We start from the raw sequence: 23,708 nt of genomic DNA on the forward strand, positions 1-23,708 counted from the left end.
AGCTTGCGTCCTTCATCGGCGACCCCCGAGAAGCCACGGCCGTACTCGCCGGCGCGGGCCGCTTCGATGGCGGCATTGAGCGCCAGCAGGTTGGTCTGGCTGGCGATGTCCTGGACGTGCTTGGACATGCTCTGCAGCTCGCTGGCGTAGCTGTTCAGGTGGCCAATGGTGGCCAGCAGCTCGCTCTTGTGCGCGCTGGCGGCGTGGAAGGCGGTGGTGACTTCCTGCAGGCGCTGCTGGGCCCGGCGCAGGTTCTGGCTGACGCCCTCGGCGCCGGTGACGCTCTCCGAGCGCGCCAGGGACTGCTGCAGGCGGTCGGTGAGCCCGGCGAAGCGCGAGAACAGCTCGGCGACGCTGCCCGAGAGCAGCTTGCGCACCTGGCCCAGGCTCTGCTCCCAGGCCGGCAGCACGGCCACCAGCAGCGGCTGGCAGTCCACTGCCCGCGCCTCCTGAATCACCACGGCCGACGTTTCGACCGGCTTGCCGGCGCGCGGCCGCAACGGTACGCCGGCAGCCGCGACCATGACGATGCCCGCCAGCGTCGCCCAGGGCTGTTCGAGGCCGAGCCCGGCAAGGCCCAGGGCAATGCCCGCCCAGAGGATGGAATAGAAGATCACGGCAGCGCTCGCGGAAGGTGGCAGAGGCCGCGAACGATAGTGAACGGTGATTCAGCGGAAAATCGGGGAATCCCCTAGGGGGCCCTAGGGGATGGAGTAAGGGATCGGAATAACTCCGGCTCCCGGCAGCTGGCGACCGATCAGACGGACTTTCCAGACGTGTCTGAATGACAGGGCTACAGGCTAACTGGTGGGATTGACGGCTCTCAGGAACGGACGCCCGCCATGCTCATCAACGCCGCCCACCTGTTCTTCGATCACAGCCGCCACACCCTCAAGGTCAGGGACGTTGCAGCACCGCTCGACGTCCTCGCCTTCACCGGTGAAGAAGCCCTCAGCCAGCCCTTCGCCTACCGCATCGAATTCACCAGCAGCCACCGCGACCTCGACGCCAACACCTTCCTCTGCAAGGACGCCAGCTTCAGCCTGCGCGCCGCGCCGGAGCAGTTGGGCATCCCCGGCTACACGCCGCCGGTTGCCCCACCACTGCGCACCTTGTACGGCACCATCAGCCACTTCGCCCTGCTGTCCGTCTCCCGCGATGAAGCCCGCTACGAAGTGCTGCTGGAGCCCCGCGTCAAACTGCTTGACCGCGGCCGCCAGTTCCGTATCTACCAGAACCAGAGCGTCCCGCAGATCGTCGAGCAGGTGCTGCGGCGCAATGACTTCGAGGGGCAGGATTTTCTCTTCCAGCTGACCCGCAACTACCCGCAGCGCGAACAGACCATGCAGTACGGTGAGGATGATCTGGCCTTCATCCAGCGCCTCGCCGCCGAAGTGGGCATCTGGTACTGCTTCAGCATGGACGAGCGGTTGCGCATCGAAGTGCTGGAATTCCACGACGACCAGCGCCACTACCAACCCGCATCGCTGTTGCCTCTGCGTCAGCTGTCATCGCTGGAGTCCACCGGCCAGGACGCCGTGTGGAACCTGCAGAGCAGCCACGAACTGGTGCAACAGCAGGTCAGCAATCGCGCCTATTACTATCGCGATGCCGCGGCGCAACTGGACGCCAATATCGACCTGCTGAAGTCACCGAAAACCACCTACGGCGAGGCCTACCACTACGGCGAGCCGCACCAGAAACTCGGCGATGCCTACGCCCAGGATGAGGACCTGGAAATCGAAAGCGGCTACTTCTACGCGCGTCTTGCCCACGAGCGCTACCTCAACCAGCGCACCCGCCTGAGCGGCTCCACCAGCAGCCCCACCCTGCTTCCCGGCCATGTACTGAAGGTCGATGGCGCAGCGGCAAGCTTTGCGCCCGGCGCGGTCGTCGTCCGCCTGCGCAGCAGTGCCGCCCGTGACCGCAGCTTCGAGGTGAGCTTCGAAGCCATCCCCTACGACGAACAGGTCTGCTTCCGCCCCGAAGTACCGGCCCGCCCGGTCATCGCCGGCACCATCCCCGCCCGCGTCACCAGCCCCGAGCCCAATGACCTGTACGGCCATATCGACATGGAAGGCCGCTACAAATGCCACTTCCTGTTCGACCGCGACACCTGGCCCGCTGGCCGCGAGTCGCTTTGGTTGCGCCTGGCGCGCCCCTATGCCGGAGATACCTACGGCCTGCACTTCCCACTGATCCAGGGCACCGAAGTGCGCATCACCTTCGAAAACGGCGACCCGGACCGCCCCTACATCGCCCACGCCATCCACGATTCACAGCACCCCGACCACGTCACCCTGAAGAACTACAAGCGCAACGTCCTGCGCACGCCGGCCAACAACAAGCTGCGCCTGGACGATTCGCGCGGAAAAGAGCACATCAAGCTCAGCACCGAATACAGCGGCAAGAGCCAGCTCAACCTCGGGCACCTGGTGGACGCCCAGCGCGAACAGCGTGGCGAAGGTTTCGAGCTGCGCACCGATGGTTGGGGCTCGGTGCGGGCCGGCAAGGGAGTGTTCATCAGCGCCGATGGGCAGGCTGCCGCCCAGGGTAAAGTGCTCGACATGAACCCAGCGCTCCTGAAGCTGCAGGAGTCACTGGAGCAGATCCGTGCAATGGCTCGCGATGCCGCCCTGGCCATGGTCGAGGAGCCGGACAAGCACGCCCCCGAGCAGCTCAAGGCCGCCCTCGACCTGCTCCAGCAACCGGGCATCCTCGCTTCAGCTCCCAAGGGCATCGCGCTCACCAGCGGCAACCACCTGCAACTGGCCGCCACACAGAACCTGATCGCCAGCGCCGGCGCCAACATGGACGTCAGCGTGGTCAAGCGTTTCACCGCCGCCGTGGGCCAGAACATCAGCCTGTTCGTGCGCAAGGCAGGCATGAAGCTCTTCGCCAACCAGGGCCCGGTGATCATCCAGGCACAGAACGACAACCTGGAACTGTTGGCCCGCCAGGGCCTGGACATCGTCAGCAGCGAAGACGAAATCCACATCACCGCGAAGAAGAAAATCACCTTCAACGCCGGCGGTACCTACATCACCCTCGACCCGCACCGCATCGAGCTGGGCACCCAGGGCGATTTCAATATCAAGGCGGCGCATTTCGGCCTGGTTGGGCCGGCGCAACAGCCACCGGAGTTCACCCTGCTTCCAGCTCGGCAGGCCTCCACAGCTCCGCCTGCCCTGCTCAAGCAAGCCGACCAGTTCCGCAATACCCGCGCCGGGGTTTGTGAAGTGTGTGAAGCCGCACGAACCACCGAAGGTGATCACCCATGAGTCTCGCCCCACGCGCCAGCGCCTGCCTGCTCTTTGACGGCGCGCGCTACCCAGATGCCTTCGCCTGGCTGAAGCGCCACTGGCCCGAGCACAAGGCCTTTCCACTGTTCAGCAGAAGCGACTACGACACGATTGCCGATACCGGGCCGATTCTGCTGGCGGCGCCGGAAGGCGAGAGCGTCCACAAAGCCTGGCGACAGGGCAGCGATTTCCCCGACGCCCTTTGGCTGGATACCGACCTGGCGGCGGAGCAGCTATGGCTGATCCTGCAGCGCCGCCTGCGGGTTATCAGCCCGGACGGAACCGAGCTCTGGCTGCGCCTGGGCGACGCCCTGCCGCTGCGTCATGCCTGGCGGGCCGGGGCCGCCTGGCCAGAAGGTTTCTGGCACCGCATTACCCGCGTCTGGGCATTACATGAGCAGCAGCCAGTGTGCCTCTGGCACAACCCTGCCCCTGAGCAGGACGCGGCCCCGAAAGACCTGGGCCTGAGCGCCCAGCTCACCCTCGACTGGCCCCTGTTGCGCGCCCTGGGCGCTAACCCACCTCAGCCGGAGTAAGTGCTGTGCAACCACAAGCACCCAACGAACCGAACGTAGCCGCCTGCCCCCTGCTCACCGCCATCCTGCCCTTGCGCTATGCCATTGGCCCCAGTGAGCCGGCCCTGGATGTCAGCGCCTATGATTTACCGAAGCTGCAAGGCAGCTTCCCCGACCTCGGCCCACGCCTGAAGCCACAGCCGGAAGAGGGACGCAGCCTCAACTACACCGCACGCCTGCTGCGCAATGGCTGGCTCTACGTCTGGCACAAGGATGCCCTGGCCGAATACCGCGTCGAACGCGCCCAACTGAGCCAGACCGACCGTGGCGGCAAGGCCATCGACACGCGCAGCAAACCTTACCTGATCTGCTTTGCCGGTCACTCCGCCAGCCTGGTCTGGTCACCCATCCAATGGAGCGATACGCAGTTCCGTAATGCCGGGGAAAGGGCCGATGTACGTCAACGCATCATGCGCGACGTCATACCAGGCGCCGCCCCCTTCAGTGGCCAGGTCGCCGGGTTCAAGCCAAGCATCGCCGACTACCACGAGCCCGAGTATTACGACTGGACCGACGCAGAGCACCACCTGCCCGACTGGCCAAAACTGCTCAAGAACATGCGCGAATGCGAGCAGCAAGCCTACGCCATCATCGACGACGCCTGGGGCGTACAGCTCGACCTGGCCAAGCTGATTCGCCTAAAGCAACAGGCCTTCCAGGACATCCGCCAGATTCGAGGCGAGGACTGGCACATCGCCGGGTTGATTCGCTCCCTGGCCGAAAACGACAAGCAAACCGAGCGTAACCTGCCGAGCATGGCCAACTATCCAGCCCTGCAGCGTGTCTGGGCGGAGCATGATCAGGCCGAGGATCGTCACGCAACTGCCCTGCGCCAATTGACGCAATCCTGGGTCGCATGGTTCACAACCCTCAGTGGCCAGTGCGCGCCTCAAGCCCTCGATAGCGCCTGCGGCCATTTCGATATCATGCAGGAAGAGGCTCGTGACGACCTGCAAGCGCATTTCGCCAGCGTCTGCCTGGGGGCGGCCTCCACCAGCCTGGGCCTCAAGGCCGTCGCCGAGGAGCTGGGCCGTGAGGGTGGAGGAAACAAGCCCTGGTTGCTCTGGGCCGTACTCGGTGTGGTGCGCCAGGTGGGACCCGGAGAGCTGGACCAACTGTTCGGCGGCCTCGATGGCCTGATCGACGACAGTCAGGACCTGCTCAAACAGCTACCGCTCTGGGCTGCGGCCATGAACCAGACGGCTGAAAAGCTTCTCGCTCATAGCGCGAAGAAGTTGAGTGCTGCAGGAGAAATGCTGCTCGATGCCCTGGATGCCGTCTTTGCCTTTGCGCTTGGCGCCCCGACTGCGCGCCAGCTTGCACGCGCGCAGCGTTTGGCAGCGCAACGCTACTTTGCTGCAGCCCTAGCGCGTGGGCACCAACGCCTGGCCCTGGCCGGTGTCGGCCAGCAACAGTTCGGTGAGTGGCTCAGCGATACCATGGGCACCCGCATGCCGCCTTCGCATCCCAAGCACATGCCTGACAGCCTGGGTGGGCAGGTACAGAGTGCCAATCGCCTGTTGTTCCTCTATCCGGTGGCGGCCAGCGCGGCCCAGCGTCTGCCGACCGTGCCCCCCACCCTGGCAACCAACCAGCCTCTGAGCAGGCTGCTGAATCTCGACAATCTCAAGAGCGCGCAGCTGAAGATAGTGTTGTTGGGGACGGCGGGGGTGAACTTTGGCTTTGCAGGTACCCAATTCTTAGATAATAAATCGGCAAGAAATAGCGCTAATGCATTGGGAACTGCACTTGGCCTAAGTACGGCCACCTCCGCCGTTCTCCAGAAACTGGCGGAAAGTAATTGGGAAACAATGGTAGGCGCCTTCGGCAAAACAGCTGGTCCTGCACAAGAAACACTTAAAAGAGCTCTGGGGCGAGGCGCTGCAACAGCAGCACTACAAGCAGTAACCTCAGCCTTCGATGCGTTGCTCTATGGCTTGGATGCACTGGAAGCTTACCAAGAGGGCGACTATGCCAGCGCCAGCGTCAGAGCGGTGCAGTCCACTGCCTCAGGAATGTTGGTACGTAATGGCGCACAGCTGTTCCGCGAATTGCGCGCAGCCCGGGCGGCAGTGGTATTAAGCGAAGTCTCGGCTCTGACAAACGGCCTGCGGGTTGCTCCGCACCTTGTTGCCAAGGGACTGGCACTAACACTGACGGTTGTCGCCGGCTTATTCGTTGACTGGTACGTCAAGCACACCCCGCTGGAAGCTTGGATCAAGCAGAATCGCTTCGGCCGCAACCCGGCCGACTGGGCGGCGGACGGCCCAGCCACTTTGGACAGGCTTTACACCATCCTTTTCCCCATCAACCTCAGCCTGCATCGCCTTAACGAAACCCATCCCTACAGCGGGGACACCATTTCCGCCGTCTACCTGCTGCTTTACACCGGCGGCACCTTCCTGCCCGATGGTGCCCAGGTGGAGTTTTCCGGGCTGGAGGGCTGGGAGTACCTGCCCGGCGTCAAGTCCCAGCAACGGCCCGTCATCTGGACCCTGCGTGACTTCTCCGCCGTCATCAACAGCGGCATCAACTGGCAACACCACAAGCCGCTCTACCGCCGGGTCTACCACCCGGAAGATGGCCGCACCCTGGCCGTTCTCGAGGGCGTTTTGCACTACAGCCCGCAGCCAGGCCTGGTTCTGCCACCGGTAGATGTGGAGGAGCGGTTATGGATCTGAATGCGCTGATGCGGCAAGCGTTGACGCGCCACGGCAACACGCCGGGCGTGATCTTGAGGGCCAAGGAGCAGACCGGACAACAGCCTTGGGAAATGTTCGTCACCGAAGAGCATACCGAGCATTACCTGGCGCTGAAGACAGGCGGGGAAGGCTATCGAGGTATAGTCACTGGAATGCTAGGCGGCACAGCGCTCTGTGGATTCAGCGTTTTTGCCATCCTGTTTGCGCTCAAAGGCGACTGGGATGGTGTTTGGATTTCATTAGGGATAATTGCGGCTGCTCTCATACTGCCCTTCTTGTGGGAGGTCAGTCAGCCCCTCCCATTGCCTATCCTGTTCAATCGCCGCACCCGCGAAATCTATTACAACCACGAGGGTGAGCTGTACCACATGCCATGGGATGAGGCACAAGCAGTGGCTTGCCAGTTCATGACCGTGGGGCCGCACAGCGGCGGTATGGACAACACCACTCTGGAAACGGTGGTGCGCCGTTATGGCGATGCAGAGCAGGCGGTATTCATTAGCTTAAGTCCGCCCATGGGCAAGACACTGGAGATGCAGTGTGGCTTCTGGGCCTGGTTGCAGGCCTATATGGACAACGGCCCCTGGTTCGATGAGAACGGCCGGCACAGTGAGTCGGATGCCTATGTCAAAGGAGTGATCGAGGCAGGCCAACTACGGCCACGTGACTGGCATAAAAGCACTTGGCGCACTATTGCGGAAAAGCAGAAAGCCCAAGAGAACAGCCTCTACTTTGAGTGGATGGACATTGCGACGCTGGTGGGCGAAATCATCTTCTATCCCATGCATTGGCTGCAGGACTTCACCTACGACATCGCCAAACGCCGCTCCCGTGGCCAGTGGCCGGAACTGGTGAAGGAGCGCCTACGCCCCGATGGCCCCACGACGCGACTGGTAGACCTCGAACGCGCCCAGGGCATGAAGGTGTAGCCGTGGGACGAGCCATAGGCCGGATTAGGCCGCACGTCTTATCCGGCATTTCTTTGCATGATTGTCGCCCAGAGCCGATGCAGCGTGACTTCTCGGCCGTCATCAACAGCGGCATCAACGAGTAAAAAGGGGACAGATTTATTTTCCACGCCAACGGATGAGCTCACTTCAGAAGGAGTAGCGCGGAGCTCTGCCAGAAACATTGCGCGAGCGACAGGCGGGTGGTTGGGACGCCTGCTGTGCCAGGGCAAGCTGGTGCGGATGGTGCCGTATCCGGTGATGCTGGGCTTCGTCAACGGCCTGGCGATCGTCATCGCCATGGCCCAGCTGAAGCACTTCAAGGACGGCGAGCACTGGCTCAGCGGCAACCCGCTGTACGTGATGCTGGGGCTGGTCGCGCTGACCATGGCGGTGGTCTATCTGCTGCCGAAGCTGACCCGCGCGGTGCCGCCGACAGATACCGCTCAGGGCCAATAGCAAGATTGTTCAAGCCAGCTGGCACCGATCTCTGCCACGCTGAAGGCACTTATCTGCCTGCTAGAAGCCTTCATGTCCCAAGATCAGCTTCCTTCCCGCGCCTTCCTCCGGGGCGCCATCGATATCATGCCGCTGTCGCTCGCGGTGCTGCCCTGGGGCCTGCTCGCCGGCTCGCTGGCCATCGACGCCGGGCTGTCGCCGCTGCACGGCCAGGGGCTTTCCGCCATCGTCTTCGCCGGTGCGGCGCAGCTGGTGGCCATCGGCATGCTCAAGGGCGGCGCCGGGTTCTTCTCGATCATGGTCACCACCCTGCTGCTGACCTCCCAGCACCTGCTCTACGGCATGACCATGCGCCCGGTGATTTCCCCGCTGCCGGGGCGCTGGCGCGCCGGGCTGGGCTTTCTGCTCACCGACGAGCTGTTCGCCCTCACCAGCAGCCACGACAAGCAGACCTTCAACCGCTGGTACGCCCTGGGCGTGGGCCTGACGTTCTATATCGCCTGGAACCTGTTCACCCTCGCCGGCGTGCTGATCGGCACCAGCATTCCGGGCCTGGAACACCTGGGGCTGGACTTCTCCATCGCCGCCACCTTCGTCGCGCTGATCGTGCCGGTGGTGAAGAACATCCCCACCGTGGTCTGCGTCGCCGTCTCGCTGTTCTGCTCGGTGCTGCTCAGCTACCTGCACATCGGCTCGGCGCTGGTGCTTTCCGGGCTGGCGGGGATGTTCGCCGGCTTCCTCTGCCAGAAATTCTCGGGGGTGCGCGCATGATGGCCTGGGCAGTGATCTTCGGCATGGGGCTGATCGTCTTCTTCAACCGCTACGTGTTCCTCGAACCGCGCCTGCCTATCCGCCTGGGCAGCAACGTGCGGCAGTTCCTCGGCTTCGCCGTGCCGGGCATGCTCACGGCGATCTGCGGGCCCATCGTGTTCCTTCCCGAGCACCAACTGAACCTGCGCCTGGACAACCCCTACCTGCTCGGCGCTGTCGTCGCCGTGGCGCTGGTGCTGTGGACGCGCAACGTGCTGCTCAGTGTGCTGCTCAGCATGGGCGCCTTCTACCTGCTGCGCTGGTGGCTGTAGCACCGCTGGTGCAATCGGCTTGAACCTCCTGCGGCGACCGGCCTTCGAACGAGGACGGCCACCCGCAGGAGGCAGCATGCACAACCTCGAAACGCCCACCTTCAAGCTCGGCATCTTCCACCCCGGCGACAGCCTCGCCCAGGCGCTGATCGCCGGCGCCCTGCACCGCCAGCACGAGGTGACGGTGCTGCTCGACGACCTCAACCGCCTGCGCGCACGCCCCGGCCTGCGCTGCAAGCTGGGCAGCCTGGACTCCTCGGCGGTGGTCGGCGAAGCGGTGGCCGGGCTGGACGTGGCGGTGGCCTTTCTCGGCGAGGAGTCCCCGCAGGACCTGCCCCCCCTGTGCGGCGCGCTGATCGACGGCGCCCTGCGTGCGGAGCTGCCGCGGCTGGTGCTGGTGGGCCACTGGCAATGGCTGGTGGACCCCGCCGACAGCGCCGACGAACAGCTCGGCGCGGGCCTGGCGCGCAGCCTGGAAGTCAGCGGCCTGGACTGGATGCTGGTGGAGGAGCCGGGCGTGCCGGAAGGCCTGCACATCGACGACTTCAGCCGTGCCGGCGGCGACGACACCGCCCTCGCCCGCTCCTACGCCGAGGCGCTGCTCGATGAGATGGACCTGGGGCTGCATCGCAGGGAGTGCCTGCGCCTGCGCAGTGGCGTGGAGTAGTCGCAGATCCGGCTCGACGCACTCCTCCAGTTCTTCGGAACTCGACGGCTGACGATGTGTTCGGGACGGGACAATCACCTGCAAGCCATGCGCATCGGCAGCCCGGCAAATTGCCGGTCAGCGCATGCTTTGCCGCTCTCGTCCCGGAGAGGAGCGGCATCAGGCAATCCCAGGCAGTGACAGGACGACTGTCGGCTTGCGACGACCGGTGAAACCACCCTCGGATATGGCGCTTGCCCCACTTGCGTGGATTTCGGCAACTGGCACTATGCCGCCGTTTGTAAGAAGACCGACAAGATGACCTTCGGATGCGTTCCTGGAGCAACTCCTCGGACCGACGCCTGGAACTCCTCGCGAAAGCCACTGCCGGCTTCTCTTGCAGCACCTTGGCCGACCCCGGCCAACGCCTGATGACAACACGAAAAAAAACAAGAACAAGGACGCAGCAATGCAAGACCGGAACATCGGCAGCGGCGATATCGGTTCGCCGGTTGTCAGAGACGCTTACGCCCCGCCCACGGCCGACCTGCTGGAGCCGCAATCCACCGAGCCGCTCCTGCAGCTCAAGAAGCGCATGCAGTACTGCTTCATGGGGTCAGTGGTGCTGGGAATGGCACCTTCGCTGTTCCTCTCGCTGGCCGGCGGCATGCCGCTGCTGGTGCTGATCCTCGGCTATCTCTCGCCTGTCCTGTGGATCGCCATGCTGGTGTACATCTTCCGGCTCAACAAGCGGCTCAGCTCCGTGGGCTATGCCATGTTCCGGACGCTGATCTCGCTGGTTCCGCTGCTGGCGCTGTACATCCTTTACCGCACCTCCTATGACGCCAACAAGATCATCCAGGCGGCTCGGCCGGCGCGCCCGGCACGGGCAGTCAGGATAGAGCCACGATAATGGAGACGGCCCGGACGGGCCGTCTTGCGTTTGCCTGGTCACAGGTCACTTGCCCAGCACCTGGGTGACGGTCTCTGGGTAGTAGGCGACTTTCAGGGTGTGCGCCTGCCCCATCAATTGCCCGTTGCCATACCAGGTGATGTTGTCCTGGCGCAGGATCATACCGTCGCTGGTGTATTCGTATTCGCCGCCGTTGGAGGTGCCGAAGGCGAAGCGTTCGCTGTCCATCTGCTTCAGGTCGAAACGGGTGCCGGCCGGCGGCATCATTTCCTTCACGCGCTTGAGGTAGGCCGGCGCCAGTTCGGAGAACAGCTCGCGGGTACGCGCCTGGTACTGGGCATCGGTGAGGCCGGGAGTCTGCTGCAGCTTCTCGGCGATCAGGCTGAAGTACTCGGCATCAGTGCGCGCCAGGGCCATGCGCACGGCCATGACTTCACCGAGGCGCGCCTGGTCGACCTGCAGTTTGCCGTCGGCACCTTTCTGCGGCGCGATGAACTCGTTGCCGTCCACCTGGATCAGCGGCGCGGTAGCCAGGTAGGCGGCGCAGGCGATCTGCTGGCCGGTGTGGTTGCCGCTGACCAGCAACGCGGTCACGCCGCCCTTGTCCTTCAGGTGCTGCGCCGTCTCGCCGCTGGCGGCGACGAAGCGATCGACCTCCGCCTGGCTGGTCTCGCCACGGGCGAGGCCGCAGAGCTGCTGCATCACGACGGGGTTGCGCTTACCGTCCACCAGCGGACTCATGCTGAAGATGGCGTTGCGGATCACCGGAAGCGCCGGGTAGTCGAGGGTGCCCAGGTTCTGCTGGACGATGGCTTTGCTGGCGGTGACGGCGGGCTGGTCGGAGCCTTTGCAGCCGGCCAGCAGGCAGGCGGGAATCAGCATCGCGGTCAGCCATTTGCTCTGGATGTTCATGGCATGGTCCTCACTCTTGGGCTTGCGCCGCAACGGCGCTGGATTCGATGACGACCCGGCGGTCGGGCGCCAGGCAGCGGATCAGTTGGGCACGGGGCAGGCTCGGGCAATCGGCGACCGGTTCGGCCGCTCCGGCGCCGCGCACGCGCATCGAGGCACTCGGCACACCGGCGGCGGCCAGGTAGTCGCGCACCGCTTCGGCACGGCGCCGCGACAGGTCGAGGTTGTAGGCCGGCGAGCCGAGGCGGTCGGTGTGCCCGGTGATGCTGATGTGTTCTGGCTGCTGAGCCTTCAGCTGCCCGGCCAGTTGCGCCAGGCTGGCGCGGCCGGCGGCGCTGAGTTCAGCGCTGTCGAAGGCGAAAGTGGCATCGCCGCCAAGGGTGACGCGCTGCGCCGCAGCCGGTGCCACCACGGGGGATGCAGCCGGTGCCGGCCGGGCCTGGTCCAGGCAATCGGCCGGCGAGTACAGGAAGGTCTGCGCCTGCATGTCCTTGTCGAACAGCACCTTGTACTGGCAGACCAGGTCCTGCTGGCCGGGCCGACGGAAGCGCAGCACGTAGTCCCACTCGTGCACGCCGAACAGGCCTTCCTGGAAGTGCGGAGTGCCGAGCAGCTCGTAGAGCTGGGCCTTGCCCATGCCCGGCTGTACCTTGCCCAGGTTCTCCAGGTTCACGTAGCTGCCCTGCGGGCGATACGAATCGCTGATCGCGGGGAATTGCGGGTCGGCGCTGTGGCCCTGGGCATCGACCACGCTGTGGCTGCCGCAGGCTGCCAGCAGCAGTCCGCTGCAGGCCAGGGCCAGGGTGCACAGGTTGCGGATGGTGAAAGTGTTCATCTTGACCTCCTTGGGCAGGCCCGACCGCAGCCGGGCCTGCCTGCAATGACTTACCACTGGTAACCGAGACCGACGGCGACGCCGGCTTCACCCTGGCTGCTGGTACTGCCCTGCAGCTTGGTGACCCATTTGCCGTTGTCGGAGATACGCGACACGCCGATCGCCAGGGCGCCCTGGCCGCGGTAGTTGCCCAGCCCGACGGTGGCCATGCTGGCCCCGGCCGAGTGCGGCTGCGGCAGGGTCGCCATGGCCATGGCCCCGGCGATGCCGGCGCTCAAGATGTCGTCCTGCTTCTTCAGGTCGTGGCGCAGCGCGTTGTAGCGGGAGTCGGTGTAGTCGTAGAACTGGTTGGAGATGTCGCCCATGCTCTGCTGCAACTGGCTGACGTTCACCGCGTCGGTCGGCGCGGTGCCGGCGGCGAGGTTGGTGATCTGTCGCTCGTTGCCGGCGCTGCCCACCGAGACGCTGTTGGCGCGGTCGGCCACCGAGTTGGCGCCCAGCGCTACCGAGTTGTCGGCCTGGGCGCTGGAGCCGTTGCCCAGGGCCGTGGCATTGCTGCCGCGGGCCCGCGCACGGGTGCCGATGGCCGCGCTGTTGTTGCCGGAGGCCTCGGCTCCCGCGCCGCCGGCCACGGCATCGGTACCGGTGGGGCGCGGCTTGGGCAGGTTGCTGCTGTTGTTCACCTGGAACATGCCGTCGGTGCCGTTCTGCAGCTGGGTAATGTCGGTCTTCGCCTGGGTGACGCGGTTGTCGACGTTGTTGATGGTGCTGTTGATCGTGTCGCCGTGGTCGCGCAACTGCGAGACGTTGACCGCATCGGTGTCGGCCTCGCCAGCCTTGACGTTGGTGATCTGCCGTTCGTTGCCGGCACTGCCCACCGAAACGCTGTTGTCGCGGTCGGCCACCGAGTCGGCGCCCAGGGCCACACTGTTGGCGGCCTCGGCACTGGCCCCGGCACCGATCGCCGAGCTGCGCTCGCCGCTGGCCGAGGCGCCATCGCCCATGGCCGTCGAGGAGCCGCCGCTTGCACTGGAGCCGGTGCCGACCGCCGTGGCGTTGTCAGCGCTGGCCACGGCGTTGCTGCCAATGGCGCTGGCATTGCTGGCGCTGGCATTGGCGCCGTCGCCCATGGCCAGGGAGGACGTCCCGGAGGCCTGGGCGGCCGGGCCGACAGCGATGGAGTCGGTACCGCTGGCGATGGAGTCGGGTTTCTGCGAGTTGGCGTGGAAGTACTTGATGCCGCCCAGGGTGATGTTGTTGATCTGGGTGGTCACTTCGTAGAGCTGCGAGCCGTTCACCGCGTCGGTGGAGCTCGCGTTGATATCGCCGGCCGCAACGTTGGTGATCTTGTTCGGCCCGCGCCCGCCGTGGTTGGCGTTGTAGGCACCGTTGCCGCCATTGGCGGTCGGGTCCCAGAGCAATGCGTCCTGGCTCAGCTGGTCGGTGCGCTCGGCGACGCCCTTGAGTTGCGAGACGTTCACCGCATCGGTTTCGTCAGCACCGGCGGCGACGTTGGTCACCCGGCGCTCGGAGCCTGCGGAACCGACCGAGACCTCGCCGATAGCATTGCCCATCGCCGGGTAGCCGCCTGCCCTGTACGCAGGATGACTCAGATTGGCCGTGGTGGTGCTGTTAGCCCCCAGCGCCACGCTGTTGTCGGCACTGGCGTTGGCGTTGCGGCCCAGCGCCAGGGCGTTGTCACCCGTTGCCTGGGCCTGGTAGCCAACCGCCGTGGAGCCCTGGCCCTTGGCATAGGCGTCATCCACCGGCAGGCCGTCGTCGTTGGTGCGCACGTAGCGGATGCCACGGCCGTTCTCGGCGACGTTGGCTTCGCTGTCGTCACCGAAGACGTTGCTCACACGGTTGTCGACGTTGGTTACCCGGTTGTCGACGTTGCTGACGTTCTCGTTGGTCTCGTTGAGTTGCGACATGTTCACCGCATCGCTGTCGTCCGCGCCGCGGGCGACGTTGGTGATCTTCGTGCCGCCGGTCTTGTTCACCGAGTTGTAGATATCGCCCTGCATCACCACGTTGTTGTAGTTGATAGTGCCGTCGGGATTGCGCTCGTACTTGACCGCGCCGGCGTCGTTGTCGGCCACCTGGCTGCCCAGGGACTTGAGCTGGCTGACGTTGACGCCATCGGTGTCCTGGGCGCCGGCGGCCAGGTTGGTCAAACGGCGCTCGCTGCCGCTGGCACCGATAGATACCTCACCGCTTGCAGTGCTGGCGGCGACGCTGGTGGCGCCGGCCGGGATGTAGCCAGACACTGCCAGTTGAGCAGCCGTACGGTCTGCCACGCTGTCGGAACCCAGGGCAACGCTCTTGCTGGTCTGCGCGCTGGCACCGCGCCCCAGAGCAAGGCTGCCGGAAGCTCCGGCGACGGTGCTGGCCCCCCGCCCCAGGGCAACACTCTCGGACGCAGCAGCGCTGGCCTCACGTCCCAGCGCCAAGGCATCGGACGATGTAGCACTGGCCTCGCGACCAATGGCGACGGAGTTGCTCTTGGTGACCTGGCTGCCAGTACCCAGCGCCAGGCCGTTACTGACATCCGCCGCAACCTGGCTGCCATTGCCCATGGCCATGCTGTTGCTGGCACGGTCACCGACGACTGTGCCGGTACCCAGCGCAACGGTGTTGCTCGCGTTGACGCCGATCTGACTGCCACTGCCAAGGGCCAGGCCATTGCTGGAGTTGGTACCGACCACTGCAGCGCTACCCAGCGCTACGGAATTGGTCGCACCGGTCACTGCGGAGGTCCCCAGGGCCAGCGAATTATTGGCATTGGCCGTAGCACCCTTACCCAGCGCCGCGGCGTTCTGGGCCCCCGCAGCGATCTGGCTGCCGGTACCCAGGGCGAGGCTGTCAGTAGCGCTCTGACCGACCTTGGAACCGCTGCCCAGGGCGACGGAATTCGCCGCACCGGCCACCGAGCTTTCGCCCAGCGCCATGGAGCCGCTGGCTTGCGCATTGGCGCCGTAGCCCAGCGCGGTGGCCTTGTTGGCGTCGGTGGCGACCTGGCTGTTGTTGCCCAGCGCCAGGCTGTCGGTGGCGCCATGGTTGACCGTTGCGCCGTTACCCAGCGTGAGTGCGTCGTTCGAGAGCGTCTGCGCACCGTTGCCGATGGCAATGCCCTTGGTGCCCTGCACCTGGGCGTTGTTGCCCACCGCCAGGCCTTGACTGGAGAGTGCGTCGACCTTGGCGCCAGCGCCGATGGCGGTGGCGCCCACGCTGTCACTCAGGGCGCCGCGCCCTACGGCCAGGCCATCGGCAGCAGTGGCCGTGGCCTGGTAACCGACTGCCGTGGAGCCTTGCCCCTTGGCATAGGCGTCCGTCACCGGCAGGCCGTTGTCGTTGGTGCGCACGTAGCGGATGCCGCGGCCGTTCTGCTGGATGTTGGTGGTGCTGTCGTCACCGAAGACGTTGCTCACGCGATTGTCGACGTTGGTGACGTTCTGGTTGGTCTGGTTCAGCTGGGAGCCGTTCACCGCATCGGTGGAGCTGGCGTTGACGTCGCCATCGGCCACGTTGGTGATCTTGTTGCGGCCGTTGCCGCCATGGCTGGCGCTGAACGCGCCCTGCCCGCCGTTGGCGTTCGGGTCCCAGAGCAAGGCGTCCTGGGCCAGCTGGCCGGTGACGCCCTTGAGCTGCGCGACGTTGACCGCATCGCTGTCGAGGGTGCCGGCGGCCAGGCCGGTGATCTGCCGGTAGTTGCCGGTGGCGGCATCGCCCACGGCGATGGCGCCCAGGGTGCTGGTGGTAGCGGAGATGGCAGCCACCCGGTCCGGGGCCGCGCCATCGGGCACGTAGCCCGGCTGGCCGGCAACGGTGCCGGCCACGGAGCCGGAGCCCAGGGCTACGCCGCCGTTGACGTTGGCCTGCGCACCGGTGCCCAGGGCCATGGCGTTCTGCTGGCTGGCCACGGCATCGTTGCCGATGGCCACCGAGTCCTTGGCCGTAGCGCGGGTGCCGGTGGGGTTGCCGCCGGCATCGGTGCCGATATTGCCGATGGCCATGGAGTTGGTGGGATCGGTGCCGAACTTGTTGTTCAGGCCGATACGGCCGCCGTTCACATAGAGTTCGTTGCCCAGGGTCAGTGAGTCGGTGCCATCGGTGCGGGCACCGGAGCCGTAGAAGAGGACGCGGGCGGTCTGGCTGGCCTTGTCGCTGGTCAGGCAGTTGGTGTTGTTGCTGTCGTATTTCCAGCCGGTACTGCCGGTATCCCCGGTGTCGTGGACGAAGATGCAGCCCGAATCGTTGCTGGCGTCATTGACGTAGAGGCCTGGGTTGCCGGAAACGGTTTTCTCGAAGGCAGAGCCGTTCTTGTACGGCGTTGCCGCGAAGGTCGCGCTCAGCGGGCTGCAGAGCATCGAGACGGCCAGCGTACCGACCACCACACCTCGCCCCGCCTTGCGGCGCGCCGTGGCGAATTCGGAAGCGGCGACCCACGCTTGGCGCGTGGCACTCCACACCAGACGATAAATCCTGTTCATGAAAAGCTCCTTCCAGAGGACCTGCCCCTGGACTCGGCAAGGGGAAATCAGCGGGAGGACAGCTGCAGGGCGCGGCTGGACTGGATCAGTTGCGGGCGTTCCATGGCCGTCGGGCGCGACTGCTGCAGGGCGCGCTCGTAAAGGCGCAGGGCGCCGGCGTGGTCCTGGCGGACGTAGTCGAGGTAGCCACCGGCGAACAGCCCGGCCTCGGTGCGCAGGTCGCGCTTGACCGCGTCGGGAGCCTGCAGGCCATCGATCTGGGCGAACACCGCGGAGCTGTCGGACTTGCCCTGGAACAGCGCGAGCATGGCGCGCTGATGCTCATCCACCGGCTTGATGCTGCGGGCGAGTTTCGCCACCCGCGCCTTGACGACGTCCGGCTTGACCCCGGCGTCGCTGGCCTGGCGGGCGCTCAGCCAGAGGTTCCAGAAGCCGGCGTAGGCCTGCAGCTGCGGATTGGGCGAGCTCTTCTGCAATTGCGCGAAGGCCTTGCCGGCCTGTTCGAAGCGGCCCAGGGCGGCGAGGTTGACCGCCGACGGCAGTGCGATCACCGCCGCCTGGTCGCTGCCCTTGAGGGCGTCGTAGAACTGCCGGGCGCGCATGTGGCGGCCGCCGGCATCTTCGATGAAGCCCTGCTCGGCCAGCGCGCGGGTACCGCCCTGCCCTTGTGCGCCGGCTTCGCGCAGCAGCGCCTGGGCAGAGGCCAGGTCGCCTTCGAGCAGCTGCTGGTGGGCCAGCAGCACCAGCGGTTGGGCGACGCCCTGGGCAGGTGCTTGCGCCGGATCGGCCAGGGCCGCGCCACTGGCGACGAGCAATGCCAGCGCAATGCCGGAGAGCAGGCGCAACGGGCGCGTGGCGAGGGTTTTCGGATGATGGTTCATGGTGGCAACTCCTGTAGAAGTTCGAGTTGCCGTCATGCTAGGAAGGCCGCGGGCGCTGCGAACTCAGAGTCCTTCCCGCCTGCGCATCAGAGTTCTTCTGCAGTCAGGTAGCCGCCAGGGCCAGCTCCAGTTCCAGGTCGATGGCCAGGCTTTGGTCGCTGCGTTCGATACCTATCCGCGCATTCAGCCGCTGCGCCAGGCGCAGCACGTACTGTTGCAGGATCAGGCTGTGCGGCCCTTGCGCACCGCTGGCCTCCAGCCGCACCAGCAGTTGCCCTTGGCGCGCCGCGCGGGTAGCCAGACTGACCCGGGTCGGCTCGCCGATCAGCTCCAGCGCCGCCGCCAGCCACTGGCCGAACAGTTCGGCATCCAGCCAGCCACGTAGCGCTTCACCATGCGGCTGCTTGAAGTGGCAGGCGGGGTAACCCGCCAGGCAGCGCACGACGACCTGCCCCAGGTCGCAGGGCCGGGATGCCGGCGCGGGGTGGTCATCGCGCGGGTTGCTGGTGCTCCTGAGCCGGCGCAGTGCCTCGAGGACGCCGGCCAGTCCGGGAGTCGCCGGATGCAGTTCGAGCCCTGCAACCTGCGCGGTCAGCTCCTCCATGGCCGCCGTGCCGATCTCGCGGATGCGATGCAGCTGGGCTTCGGCGGCCAGTGCACGGTCGCGCCATTCGAGCAGCTCGCCCTCGCTGTCGGTGATGTCCTGCAGGCCGCCCAGCACGCCGGTCGGCTGGCCGCTGGAGTCACGACAGGGCACCATCCAGGCATGCACCACGCGGTAGCTGCCGGAGAGTTCGATACGCAGGGTGACCGTCACCGGAACGCCCTGCTCGACCACTTTTCGGAACCTTGCAGGCAACGAGTCGCGGTACTCCGGCGACAGCCAGGGGCTGTCGCTGAAGCCTGTGCCAAGCGCCTGGTCTGCGCTGACCCGGTGATAGTCGAGAAAGCGCTGGTTGCAGAACAGCAGGCGGCTGTCGACATCGCGCACGAACATCGGGTTGGGCGCCGCATCGACCAGCTCGCGCAACAGGGCGATCTCCGCCGGCAGGTTCTCGGCCACGGCGGCAACGCTTGGATAGCCGGCCACCAGCCCGTTGCGCCGGGCGATCTCGGCCAGCTCCACGCTGGAGCCGACGTGCAGCTTCTCCAGCAGATGCGCCTTGTAGGTGCTGACCGTCTTGAAGCTGATCCGCAGCTGCTCGGCAATGCGCACGTTCGAGTGGCCCTCGGCGATCAGCTGCAGCACCGAGAGCTCACGCGGAGTCAGGCTGCCCAGCACGTCACCACCACCGGGCTGCATGTGCTCGCGGGCGAAGTGGGCGCGCCCGGCCAGCACATCGACAATGGCCTTGCGCAGCAGCGCGGTGTCATCGCTCTTGCTGACGAATCCGCTGGCTCCGGCCTGGAAGCACAGCGGCGCGAAGTGCGCCGGGTTCTGCCGGCTGTAGACCAGCACCTTCTGCCGCGCATCACGGGCGCGCAGGCGGCGCAACAGGTCCAGGCCGCCGGCTCCGGGCAGGTTCAGTTCGAGGATCACCAGGTCCGGCCGCTCCTCGCGCGCCAGGCTCAGTGCCGTGGGCACGTCAACGGCTTCGGCCACCACCGCCTGGCCCATCTCCTCCAGCAACGTGCGCAACGCATCGCGCACGATTGGTGTCGCATCCGCGAGCAGAACCCTGGCCATAGCTACCCTGCCTCAAGCCGATTTCCATCCAGAGCAGCATAGGCACAACCCTGCCCGGGCGAGCAGAAGTTGCCGCCGCGATCAGCCGCCCGCCATGTCCAGCGCTGCGGCCTGTTCCTCGACCATCTGCCGGAACAGCTCCAGCGAGCGTGAGCGCGAGTCGCTGCGCCAGATCAGCCAGGTGTTCAGCCGGGCGAAGTCGTCCGCCATCGGCCAGGCGCTGACCGAGGCGCTGCCGGGCATGTTGCTCAGCATGCTCCGCGGCATCACCGCCAGCCCACCGCCGGCGCTGACGCAGGCGAGCATGCTGTGGTACGACTCCAGCTCGCGGATCGCGCCCGGCGCTGCCCCGTCGGCGGCGAACCAGCGCTCGAAGTGGTGGCGGTAGGAGCAGTTGTCGCGGAACACGTAGATCATCTCGCCGTCGGCATCCTGGCCGCGGCGGATCGCCGCGTGGTGCGAGGGCGCGACCACCAGCATCTCCTCGTCGAACACCGGCATGCCCTCCAGTGCCGGATGGCGGATCGGCCCGTCGACGAAGGCGGCGATCAGCTCACCGGCGATCACCCCGTCGATCATCTCGCCCGAAGGCCCGGTGGACAGGTCCAGCTCCACCTTGGGGTACTGCTGGTGATAGCGCGCCAGCAGGCGCGGAATGCGCACCGCCGCGGTGCTTTCCAGCGAGCCGATGGGGAAGCGCCCGGTGGGCTCCTTGCCCGACACCACCACCCGCGCCTCTTCCACCAGGCCGAGAATGCGCGTGGCGTAGACGAGGAAGTCATGCCCGGCCAGGGACAGCCGCAGGCGGTTGTTCTCGCGGATGAACAGGTCGGCACCCAGGTCCGCCTCCAGCTGTTTGATCCGCGTGGTCAGGTTCGACGGTACCCGGTGCATGGCCTGGGCCGCGGCGGCGATGCTCTTGTGGGTGGCTACGGAGCAGAAGATTTCCAGCTGGACGAGGTCCATTTCATTCTCCATACGAGAGCGTAATCGTCATTATTATTCAGTTTTCATAAGCATGATTCAACGCGACACTGGCTTCACTGAGCTTTCACCACCGAGCTCTCGCCGCTGATCATTCATCGACCACCCACCAGGAGCGAGCCATGAGTATCACCCCGCAGACCCACGCGATCTCCCGCAACCCCGCCACCGGCGAGGTGATCGACAGCTACGCCTTCGAGTCCGCCGAGGCCCTGGAACAGTCCCTGGCCCGCGCGGCCCAAGGCTACGCCAGCTGGAAGCGCACGCCCATCGAGCAGCGCGCCGCCGCCCTGGTGCGCCTCGGCCAGGCCCTGCGCGCCAACGCCGACGCCTTCGCCGCCACCATCACCGCCGAGATGGGCAAGCCCATCAGCCAGGCCCGTGGCGAAGTGGAAAAGTGCGCCGGCCTGTGCGACTGGTACGCCACCAACGGCCCGCMGATGCTCGCCCCGGAGCCGACCAGCGTCGAGCAGGAACGCGCCTGGATCGAATACCGCCCGCTGGGCCCGATCCTCGCGGTGATGCCGTGGAACTTCCCGATCTGGCAGGTGCTGCGCGGCGCGGTGCCGGCGCTGCTGGCGGGCAACACCTATGTGCTCAAGCACGCACCCAACGTCATGGGCAGCGCCTACCTGATGCAGCAGGCCTTCCAGCAGGCGGACTTCCCGGCCGGCACCTTCGAGGTGATCAACGTCGGCAATGACCTGGTGTCCCAGGCCATCCGCGACGACCGCATCGCCGCCGTGACCGTCACCGGCAGCGTGCGCGCCGGCTCCGCCATCGGCTCCCAGGCCGGCGCTGCGCTGAAGAAGTGCGTGCTGGAGCTGGGCGGTTCGGACGCCTTTATCGTGCTCGCCGACGCCGACCTGGAGGTTGCGGTGAAGGCCGCCGTTGCCGGGCGCTTCCAGAACTCCGGGCAGGTCTGCGCCGCCGCCAAGCGCTTCATCATCGAAGACAGCATCGCCGATGCCTTCACCGAACGCTTCGTCGCCGCCACCCGCGAACTGGTGATGGGCGACCCGACCCAGGCGCAGACCTACGTCGGCCCCATGGCCCGCTTCGACCTGCGCGACGAACTGGACGACCAGGTGCAGCGCACCCTGGCCGAAGGCGCCACCCTGCTGCTGGGCGGCGGAAAGGCCGAAGGTACTGGCAACTTCTACCAGCCCACGGTGCTGGCCGATGTCACCCCGGACATGACCTCGTTCCGCGAGGAACTGTTCGGCCCGGTGGCTTCGATCATCCGCGCCAGGGACGCCCGCCACGCGCTGGAGCTGGCCAACGACAGCGACTTCGGCCTGACCGCCACGGTATTCACCGCCGACCTCGCCCGCGCCCGGCAGATGACCGCCGAGCTGGATGTCGGTGGCGTGTTCATCAACGGCTACAGCGCCAGCGACCCCCGCGTCGGCTTCGGTGGCGTGAAGAAGAGCGGCTTCGGTCGCGAGCTGTCGCACTTCGGCGTGCGCGAGTTCTGCAACGCCCAGACCGTGTGGGTGGATCGCCGCTGAGGCGGTACCCTGCGGCCTGAATGAAAAGCCCCGGCACGCGCCGGGGCTTTTTCATGCCGGCTGCTCGGTGCTGGAAGCACCTGTAGGAGCGAGCTTGCTCGCGAACGGTGTTTCCCGGCGGGTTTGTCGGTGGGGCGGTTCGCGAGCAAGCTCGCTCCTACGAAAAGCAGATCGCCAGGTGGGGCTGCACCAGGCGGCATCCCCATAAAAAAGCCCCGGCACATGGCCGGGGCTTTTGTTTTGCAGCAAGCGCTATCAGGGATTGGCGATCTCGCCGCGCTGCCACTGCTCCTCGCGGCTGGCCAGGCCCTGGCCGATGTCGCTGAGGGAGTCGGATTTGAGCTGCGCCGGCAGCGGGTCGAGGCCCACGCTGGCGAACACCTGGCCGTAGGCGTTGCGCAGTTCGGCGTAGGCCAGGTCGCGCTGCAGGTCGGCCTGCAGGGTGTTCAGCTCGCCCTGGATCAGCTCCAGCTCGCCGATGCCCTGGGCCTGGTGGCGGTTGCGCAGTTCCTGGGTGATCTGGCCGTCGAGGCTGGCCAGTTCTTCGCTGGTCTGGAACTGCCGGCGGGCTTCCTGGTAGTTCGCCTGGGCCACGTAGAGCTGCGCCAGCACCGCCATGGACAGCGCCTGGCGACGCGCCGCGGCGACGTCTTCGCCGGCTTTGGCGACCTTGATCGCGGCCGGGGCAGAGAGCACGTTGAACAGGTTCCAGGTGACCTTCACGCCGTAGTCGGCCCAGCTCTGGTTCACCAGGTAGGAGTTGCTGTCGTAGTGCCCGCCAGCGGAGAACTCCAGGCCCGGCAGCATGCGCAGCATGGCCTTCTTGGTCTCGGCGGCGCTGATGCGGCCCTGGTAGTCCTGCTCGCGCAGTTCCGGGCGCGAGGCCAGCGCTTCGAGCTCCAGGCTCTCCATGCTCACCTTCAGCTCCGGCAGCGGGTAGCCGTCAGCCGGCATGGCCAGCTTGAGGTCGGTGCCCGGCGGCAGGTTGATCAGGGTGGCCAGTTCGGTCTTGGCCAGCGACAGCGCCTTGCGCTGCACTTCCAGCTGGCGGGTCGCCTCGATCAGCGAGCGCTGGTAGCTCATCGCCTGGACCGGGTCGCCGATGCGCTGGCTGCTGAGGTTCTGGCTGTCCTTGCGGGCCTGCTCGACGCGGGCGCTGAGGCTGTCGATACGGCCCAGCAGGCGTTCGGCGGCCACGGCGCGCCAGTAGGCCGAGCGCACGTCCTGGACGATGGTCTGGCGTACCTTGCGGCGGCGTTCCTCGATGATCAGGCGCTGGTCGGCCTGCTGCTTGGCGCTGACGTAGCTGACGCCGAAGTCGAGGACGTTCCACACCATGGTCAGGTCGGCGACGTCGCGGTCGCGGTCCTGCGAGGTGGACGGTTCCAGGGACTGCTGGTTGGTCAGCACGCTCTTGCTGGAGGACGCGCTGACGTTGTTGCGCCCGGCGTAGCCGGCTTCCAGCGCCATGCGCGGCAGCATGTCGAAGGTCGCGAGGTCGACCTGGCGGCTGGCCAGGGCTTCTTCCATGACCTTCAGGCGGCCTTCGAGGTTGTACTTGATGGCGCGGGCCAGCGCTTCGTTGAGCGTCAGCGCGCCGCCCAGCGGCTCCTGCGTCTTGAACATGCCGGACAGGTCGTCGCGCGCACGCTGCTCGCTGTCGGCACGGCTGATCGGTTCGCTGGTCACGGCGCAGCCGCTGATGGCCAACGCCAGCAGGCTGACGCTGAGGAATCGGAATTGCTTGTTCATTGTGTTGGAGCCGCCCCCTGTACGGCTTCT

Annotated in this window: 17 protein-coding genes and 1 pseudogene; 10 read left to right on the plus strand and 8 right to left on the minus strand. The window is 66.1% G+C overall.

Annotated features, from left to right (window positions below; genetic code table 11):
• Nucleotides 1-617, minus strand: a 617-nt coding sequence (locus tag QO207_RS26180; protein WP_301535173.1) for a methyl-accepting chemotaxis protein, incomplete at its 3' end; no start/stop codon positions are given.
• A gap of 225 nt (nucleotides 618-842) precedes the next feature.
• On the opposite strand from QO207_RS26180, the gene QO207_RS26185 reads away from it, so the two are divergent.
• The 9 genes and pseudogenes from QO207_RS26185 (at nucleotide 843) to QO207_RS26225 (ending at nucleotide 10,626) form a co-directional block, all read left to right on the plus strand.
• Nucleotides 843-3,281, plus strand: coding sequence for a type VI secretion system Vgr family protein (locus QO207_RS26185; RefSeq protein WP_301535174.1), 2,439 nt, complete (start codon nucleotides 843-845; stop codon nucleotides 3,279-3,281).
• The gene (locus QO207_RS26190; RefSeq protein ID WP_301535175.1) at nucleotides 3,278-3,838 is read left to right on the plus strand and encodes a DUF4123 domain-containing protein; all 561 of its coding nucleotides are present in this window, start codon (nucleotides 3,278-3,280) and stop codon (nucleotides 3,836-3,838) included. Before QO207_RS26185 ends, QO207_RS26190 begins: the two co-directional genes overlap by 4 nt.
• 5 nt (nucleotides 3,839-3,843) lie before the next feature.
• The gene (locus QO207_RS26195; RefSeq protein ID WP_301535176.1) at nucleotides 3,844-6,558 is read left to right on the plus strand and encodes a toxin VasX; all 2,715 of its coding nucleotides are present in this window, start codon (nucleotides 3,844-3,846) and stop codon (nucleotides 6,556-6,558) included.
• Nucleotides 6,549-7,508: a hypothetical protein gene (locus QO207_RS26200; protein ID WP_301535177.1), complete on the plus strand. Its 960-nt coding sequence runs from the start codon at nucleotides 6,549-6,551 to the stop codon at nucleotides 7,506-7,508. Before QO207_RS26195 ends, QO207_RS26200 begins: the two co-directional genes overlap by 10 nt.
• 246 nt (nucleotides 7,509-7,754) lie before the next feature.
• Nucleotides 7,755-7,961, plus strand: a pseudogene (locus QO207_RS26205) (SulP family inorganic anion transporter); the annotation flags it as partial.
• Between the two features lie 96 nt (nucleotides 7,962-8,057).
• Nucleotides 8,058-8,756: an AzlC family ABC transporter permease gene (locus QO207_RS26210; RefSeq protein ID WP_301535178.1), complete on the plus strand. Its 699-nt coding sequence runs from the start codon at nucleotides 8,058-8,060 to the stop codon at nucleotides 8,754-8,756.
• Entirely contained in the window at nucleotides 8,753-9,067 is a 315-nt protein-coding gene (locus QO207_RS26215) for an AzlD domain-containing protein (protein WP_301535179.1), read from the plus strand. The genes QO207_RS26210 and QO207_RS26215 overlap by 4 nt, the downstream gene beginning before the upstream one ends.
• A gap of 76 nt (nucleotides 9,068-9,143) precedes the next feature.
• On the plus strand, nucleotides 9,144-9,734 hold the full coding sequence (locus tag QO207_RS26220; RefSeq protein ID WP_301535180.1) for an NAD(P)H-binding protein: 591 nt from the start codon (nucleotides 9,144-9,146) through the stop codon (nucleotides 9,732-9,734).
• A gap of 448 nt (nucleotides 9,735-10,182) precedes the next feature.
• Nucleotides 10,183-10,626, plus strand: coding sequence for a hypothetical protein (locus QO207_RS26225; protein ID WP_301535181.1), 444 nt, complete (start codon nucleotides 10,183-10,185; stop codon nucleotides 10,624-10,626).
• 45 nt (nucleotides 10,627-10,671) lie between these two features.
• Here QO207_RS26225 and QO207_RS26230 read toward each other — a convergent pair whose 3' ends face one another.
• From QO207_RS26230 to QO207_RS26255, 6 genes are all read right to left on the minus strand, one after another.
• Nucleotides 10,672-11,538, minus strand: a complete 867-nt coding sequence (locus QO207_RS26230; RefSeq protein WP_301535182.1) for a hypothetical protein — start codon at nucleotides 11,536-11,538, stop codon at nucleotides 10,672-10,674.
• A 10-nt stretch (nucleotides 11,539-11,548) separates the two neighbouring features.
• On the minus strand, nucleotides 11,549-12,373 hold the full coding sequence (locus QO207_RS26235) for an OmpA family protein (RefSeq protein ID WP_301535183.1): 825 nt from the start codon (nucleotides 12,371-12,373) through the stop codon (nucleotides 11,549-11,551).
• Between the two features lie 50 nt (nucleotides 12,374-12,423).
• Nucleotides 12,424-16,863: a YadA-like family protein gene (locus QO207_RS26240; protein ID WP_301535184.1), complete on the minus strand. Its 4,440-nt coding sequence runs from the start codon at nucleotides 16,861-16,863 to the stop codon at nucleotides 12,424-12,426.
• A gap of 47 nt (nucleotides 16,864-16,910) precedes the next feature.
• Entirely contained in the window at nucleotides 16,911-17,744 is an 834-nt protein-coding gene (locus tag QO207_RS26245; RefSeq protein ID WP_301535185.1) for a hypothetical protein, read from the minus strand.
• 103 nt (nucleotides 17,745-17,847) lie between these two features.
• Nucleotides 17,848-19,431: a response regulator gene (locus QO207_RS26250; protein WP_301535186.1), complete on the minus strand. Its 1,584-nt coding sequence runs from the start codon at nucleotides 19,429-19,431 to the stop codon at nucleotides 17,848-17,850.
• Between the two features lie 81 nt (nucleotides 19,432-19,512).
• Nucleotides 19,513-20,397 (minus strand): LysR family transcriptional regulator, encoded by an 885-nt coding sequence (locus tag QO207_RS26255; RefSeq protein WP_301535187.1) that lies wholly within the window; start codon nucleotides 20,395-20,397, stop codon nucleotides 19,513-19,515.
• Between the two features lie 140 nt (nucleotides 20,398-20,537).
• Between QO207_RS26255 and QO207_RS26260 the strand changes: the two genes are divergently transcribed.
• Nucleotides 20,538-21,926 carry an aldehyde dehydrogenase family protein gene (locus tag QO207_RS26260; protein ID WP_301535188.1) on the plus strand — a complete coding sequence of 463 codons (1,389 nt, stop codon included), beginning with the start codon at nucleotides 20,538-20,540 and terminating at the stop codon, nucleotides 21,924-21,926.
• A gap of 255 nt (nucleotides 21,927-22,181) precedes the next feature.
• Here QO207_RS26260 and QO207_RS26265 read toward each other — a convergent pair whose 3' ends face one another.
• A complete protein-coding gene (locus QO207_RS26265; protein ID WP_301535189.1) occupies nucleotides 22,182-23,678 on the minus strand; it encodes a TolC family protein in 1,497 nt (498 codons plus the stop codon).
• Between the last annotated feature and the right edge of the window lie 30 nt (nucleotides 23,679-23,708).

Source organism: Pseudomonas sp. CAN1 (genome assembly GCF_030462585.1).
Classification (GTDB): Bacteria; Pseudomonadota; Gammaproteobacteria; order Pseudomonadales; family Pseudomonadaceae; genus Pseudomonas.

Coding starts and splice junctions, on each gene's coding strand:
- QO207_RS26245 (WP_301535185.1), bottom strand. CDS start 17,744: ATGAACCATCATCCGAAAACCCTCGCCACGCGCCCGTTGCGCCTGCTC.
- QO207_RS26250 (WP_301535186.1), bottom strand. CDS start 19,431: ATGGCCAGGGTTCTGCTCGCGGATGCGACACCAATCGTGCGCGATGCG.
- QO207_RS26215 (WP_301535179.1), top strand. CDS start 8,753: ATGATGGCCTGGGCAGTGATCTTCGGCATGGGGCTGATCGTCTTCTTC.
- QO207_RS26200 (WP_301535177.1), top strand. CDS start 6,549: ATGGATCTGAATGCGCTGATGCGGCAAGCGTTGACGCGCCACGGCAAC.
- QO207_RS26190 (WP_301535175.1), top strand. CDS start 3,278: ATGAGTCTCGCCCCACGCGCCAGCGCCTGCCTGCTCTTTGACGGCGCG.
- QO207_RS26220 (WP_301535180.1), top strand. CDS start 9,144: ATGCACAACCTCGAAACGCCCACCTTCAAGCTCGGCATCTTCCACCCC.
- QO207_RS26255 (WP_301535187.1), bottom strand. CDS start 20,397: ATGGACCTCGTCCAGCTGGAAATCTTCTGCTCCGTAGCCACCCACAAG.
- QO207_RS26210 (WP_301535178.1), top strand. CDS start 8,058: ATGTCCCAAGATCAGCTTCCTTCCCGCGCCTTCCTCCGGGGCGCCATC.
- QO207_RS26225 (WP_301535181.1), top strand. CDS start 10,183: ATGCAAGACCGGAACATCGGCAGCGGCGATATCGGTTCGCCGGTTGTC.
- QO207_RS26240 (WP_301535184.1), bottom strand. CDS start 16,863: ATGAACAGGATTTATCGTCTGGTGTGGAGTGCCACGCGCCAAGCGTGG.
- QO207_RS26235 (WP_301535183.1), bottom strand. CDS start 12,373: ATGAACACTTTCACCATCCGCAACCTGTGCACCCTGGCCCTGGCCTGC.
- QO207_RS26230 (WP_301535182.1), bottom strand. CDS start 11,538: ATGAACATCCAGAGCAAATGGCTGACCGCGATGCTGATTCCCGCCTGC.
- QO207_RS26185 (WP_301535174.1), top strand. CDS start 843: ATGCTCATCAACGCCGCCCACCTGTTCTTCGATCACAGCCGCCACACC.
- QO207_RS26265 (WP_301535189.1), bottom strand. CDS start 23,678: ATGAACAAGCAATTCCGATTCCTCAGCGTCAGCCTGCTGGCGTTGGCC.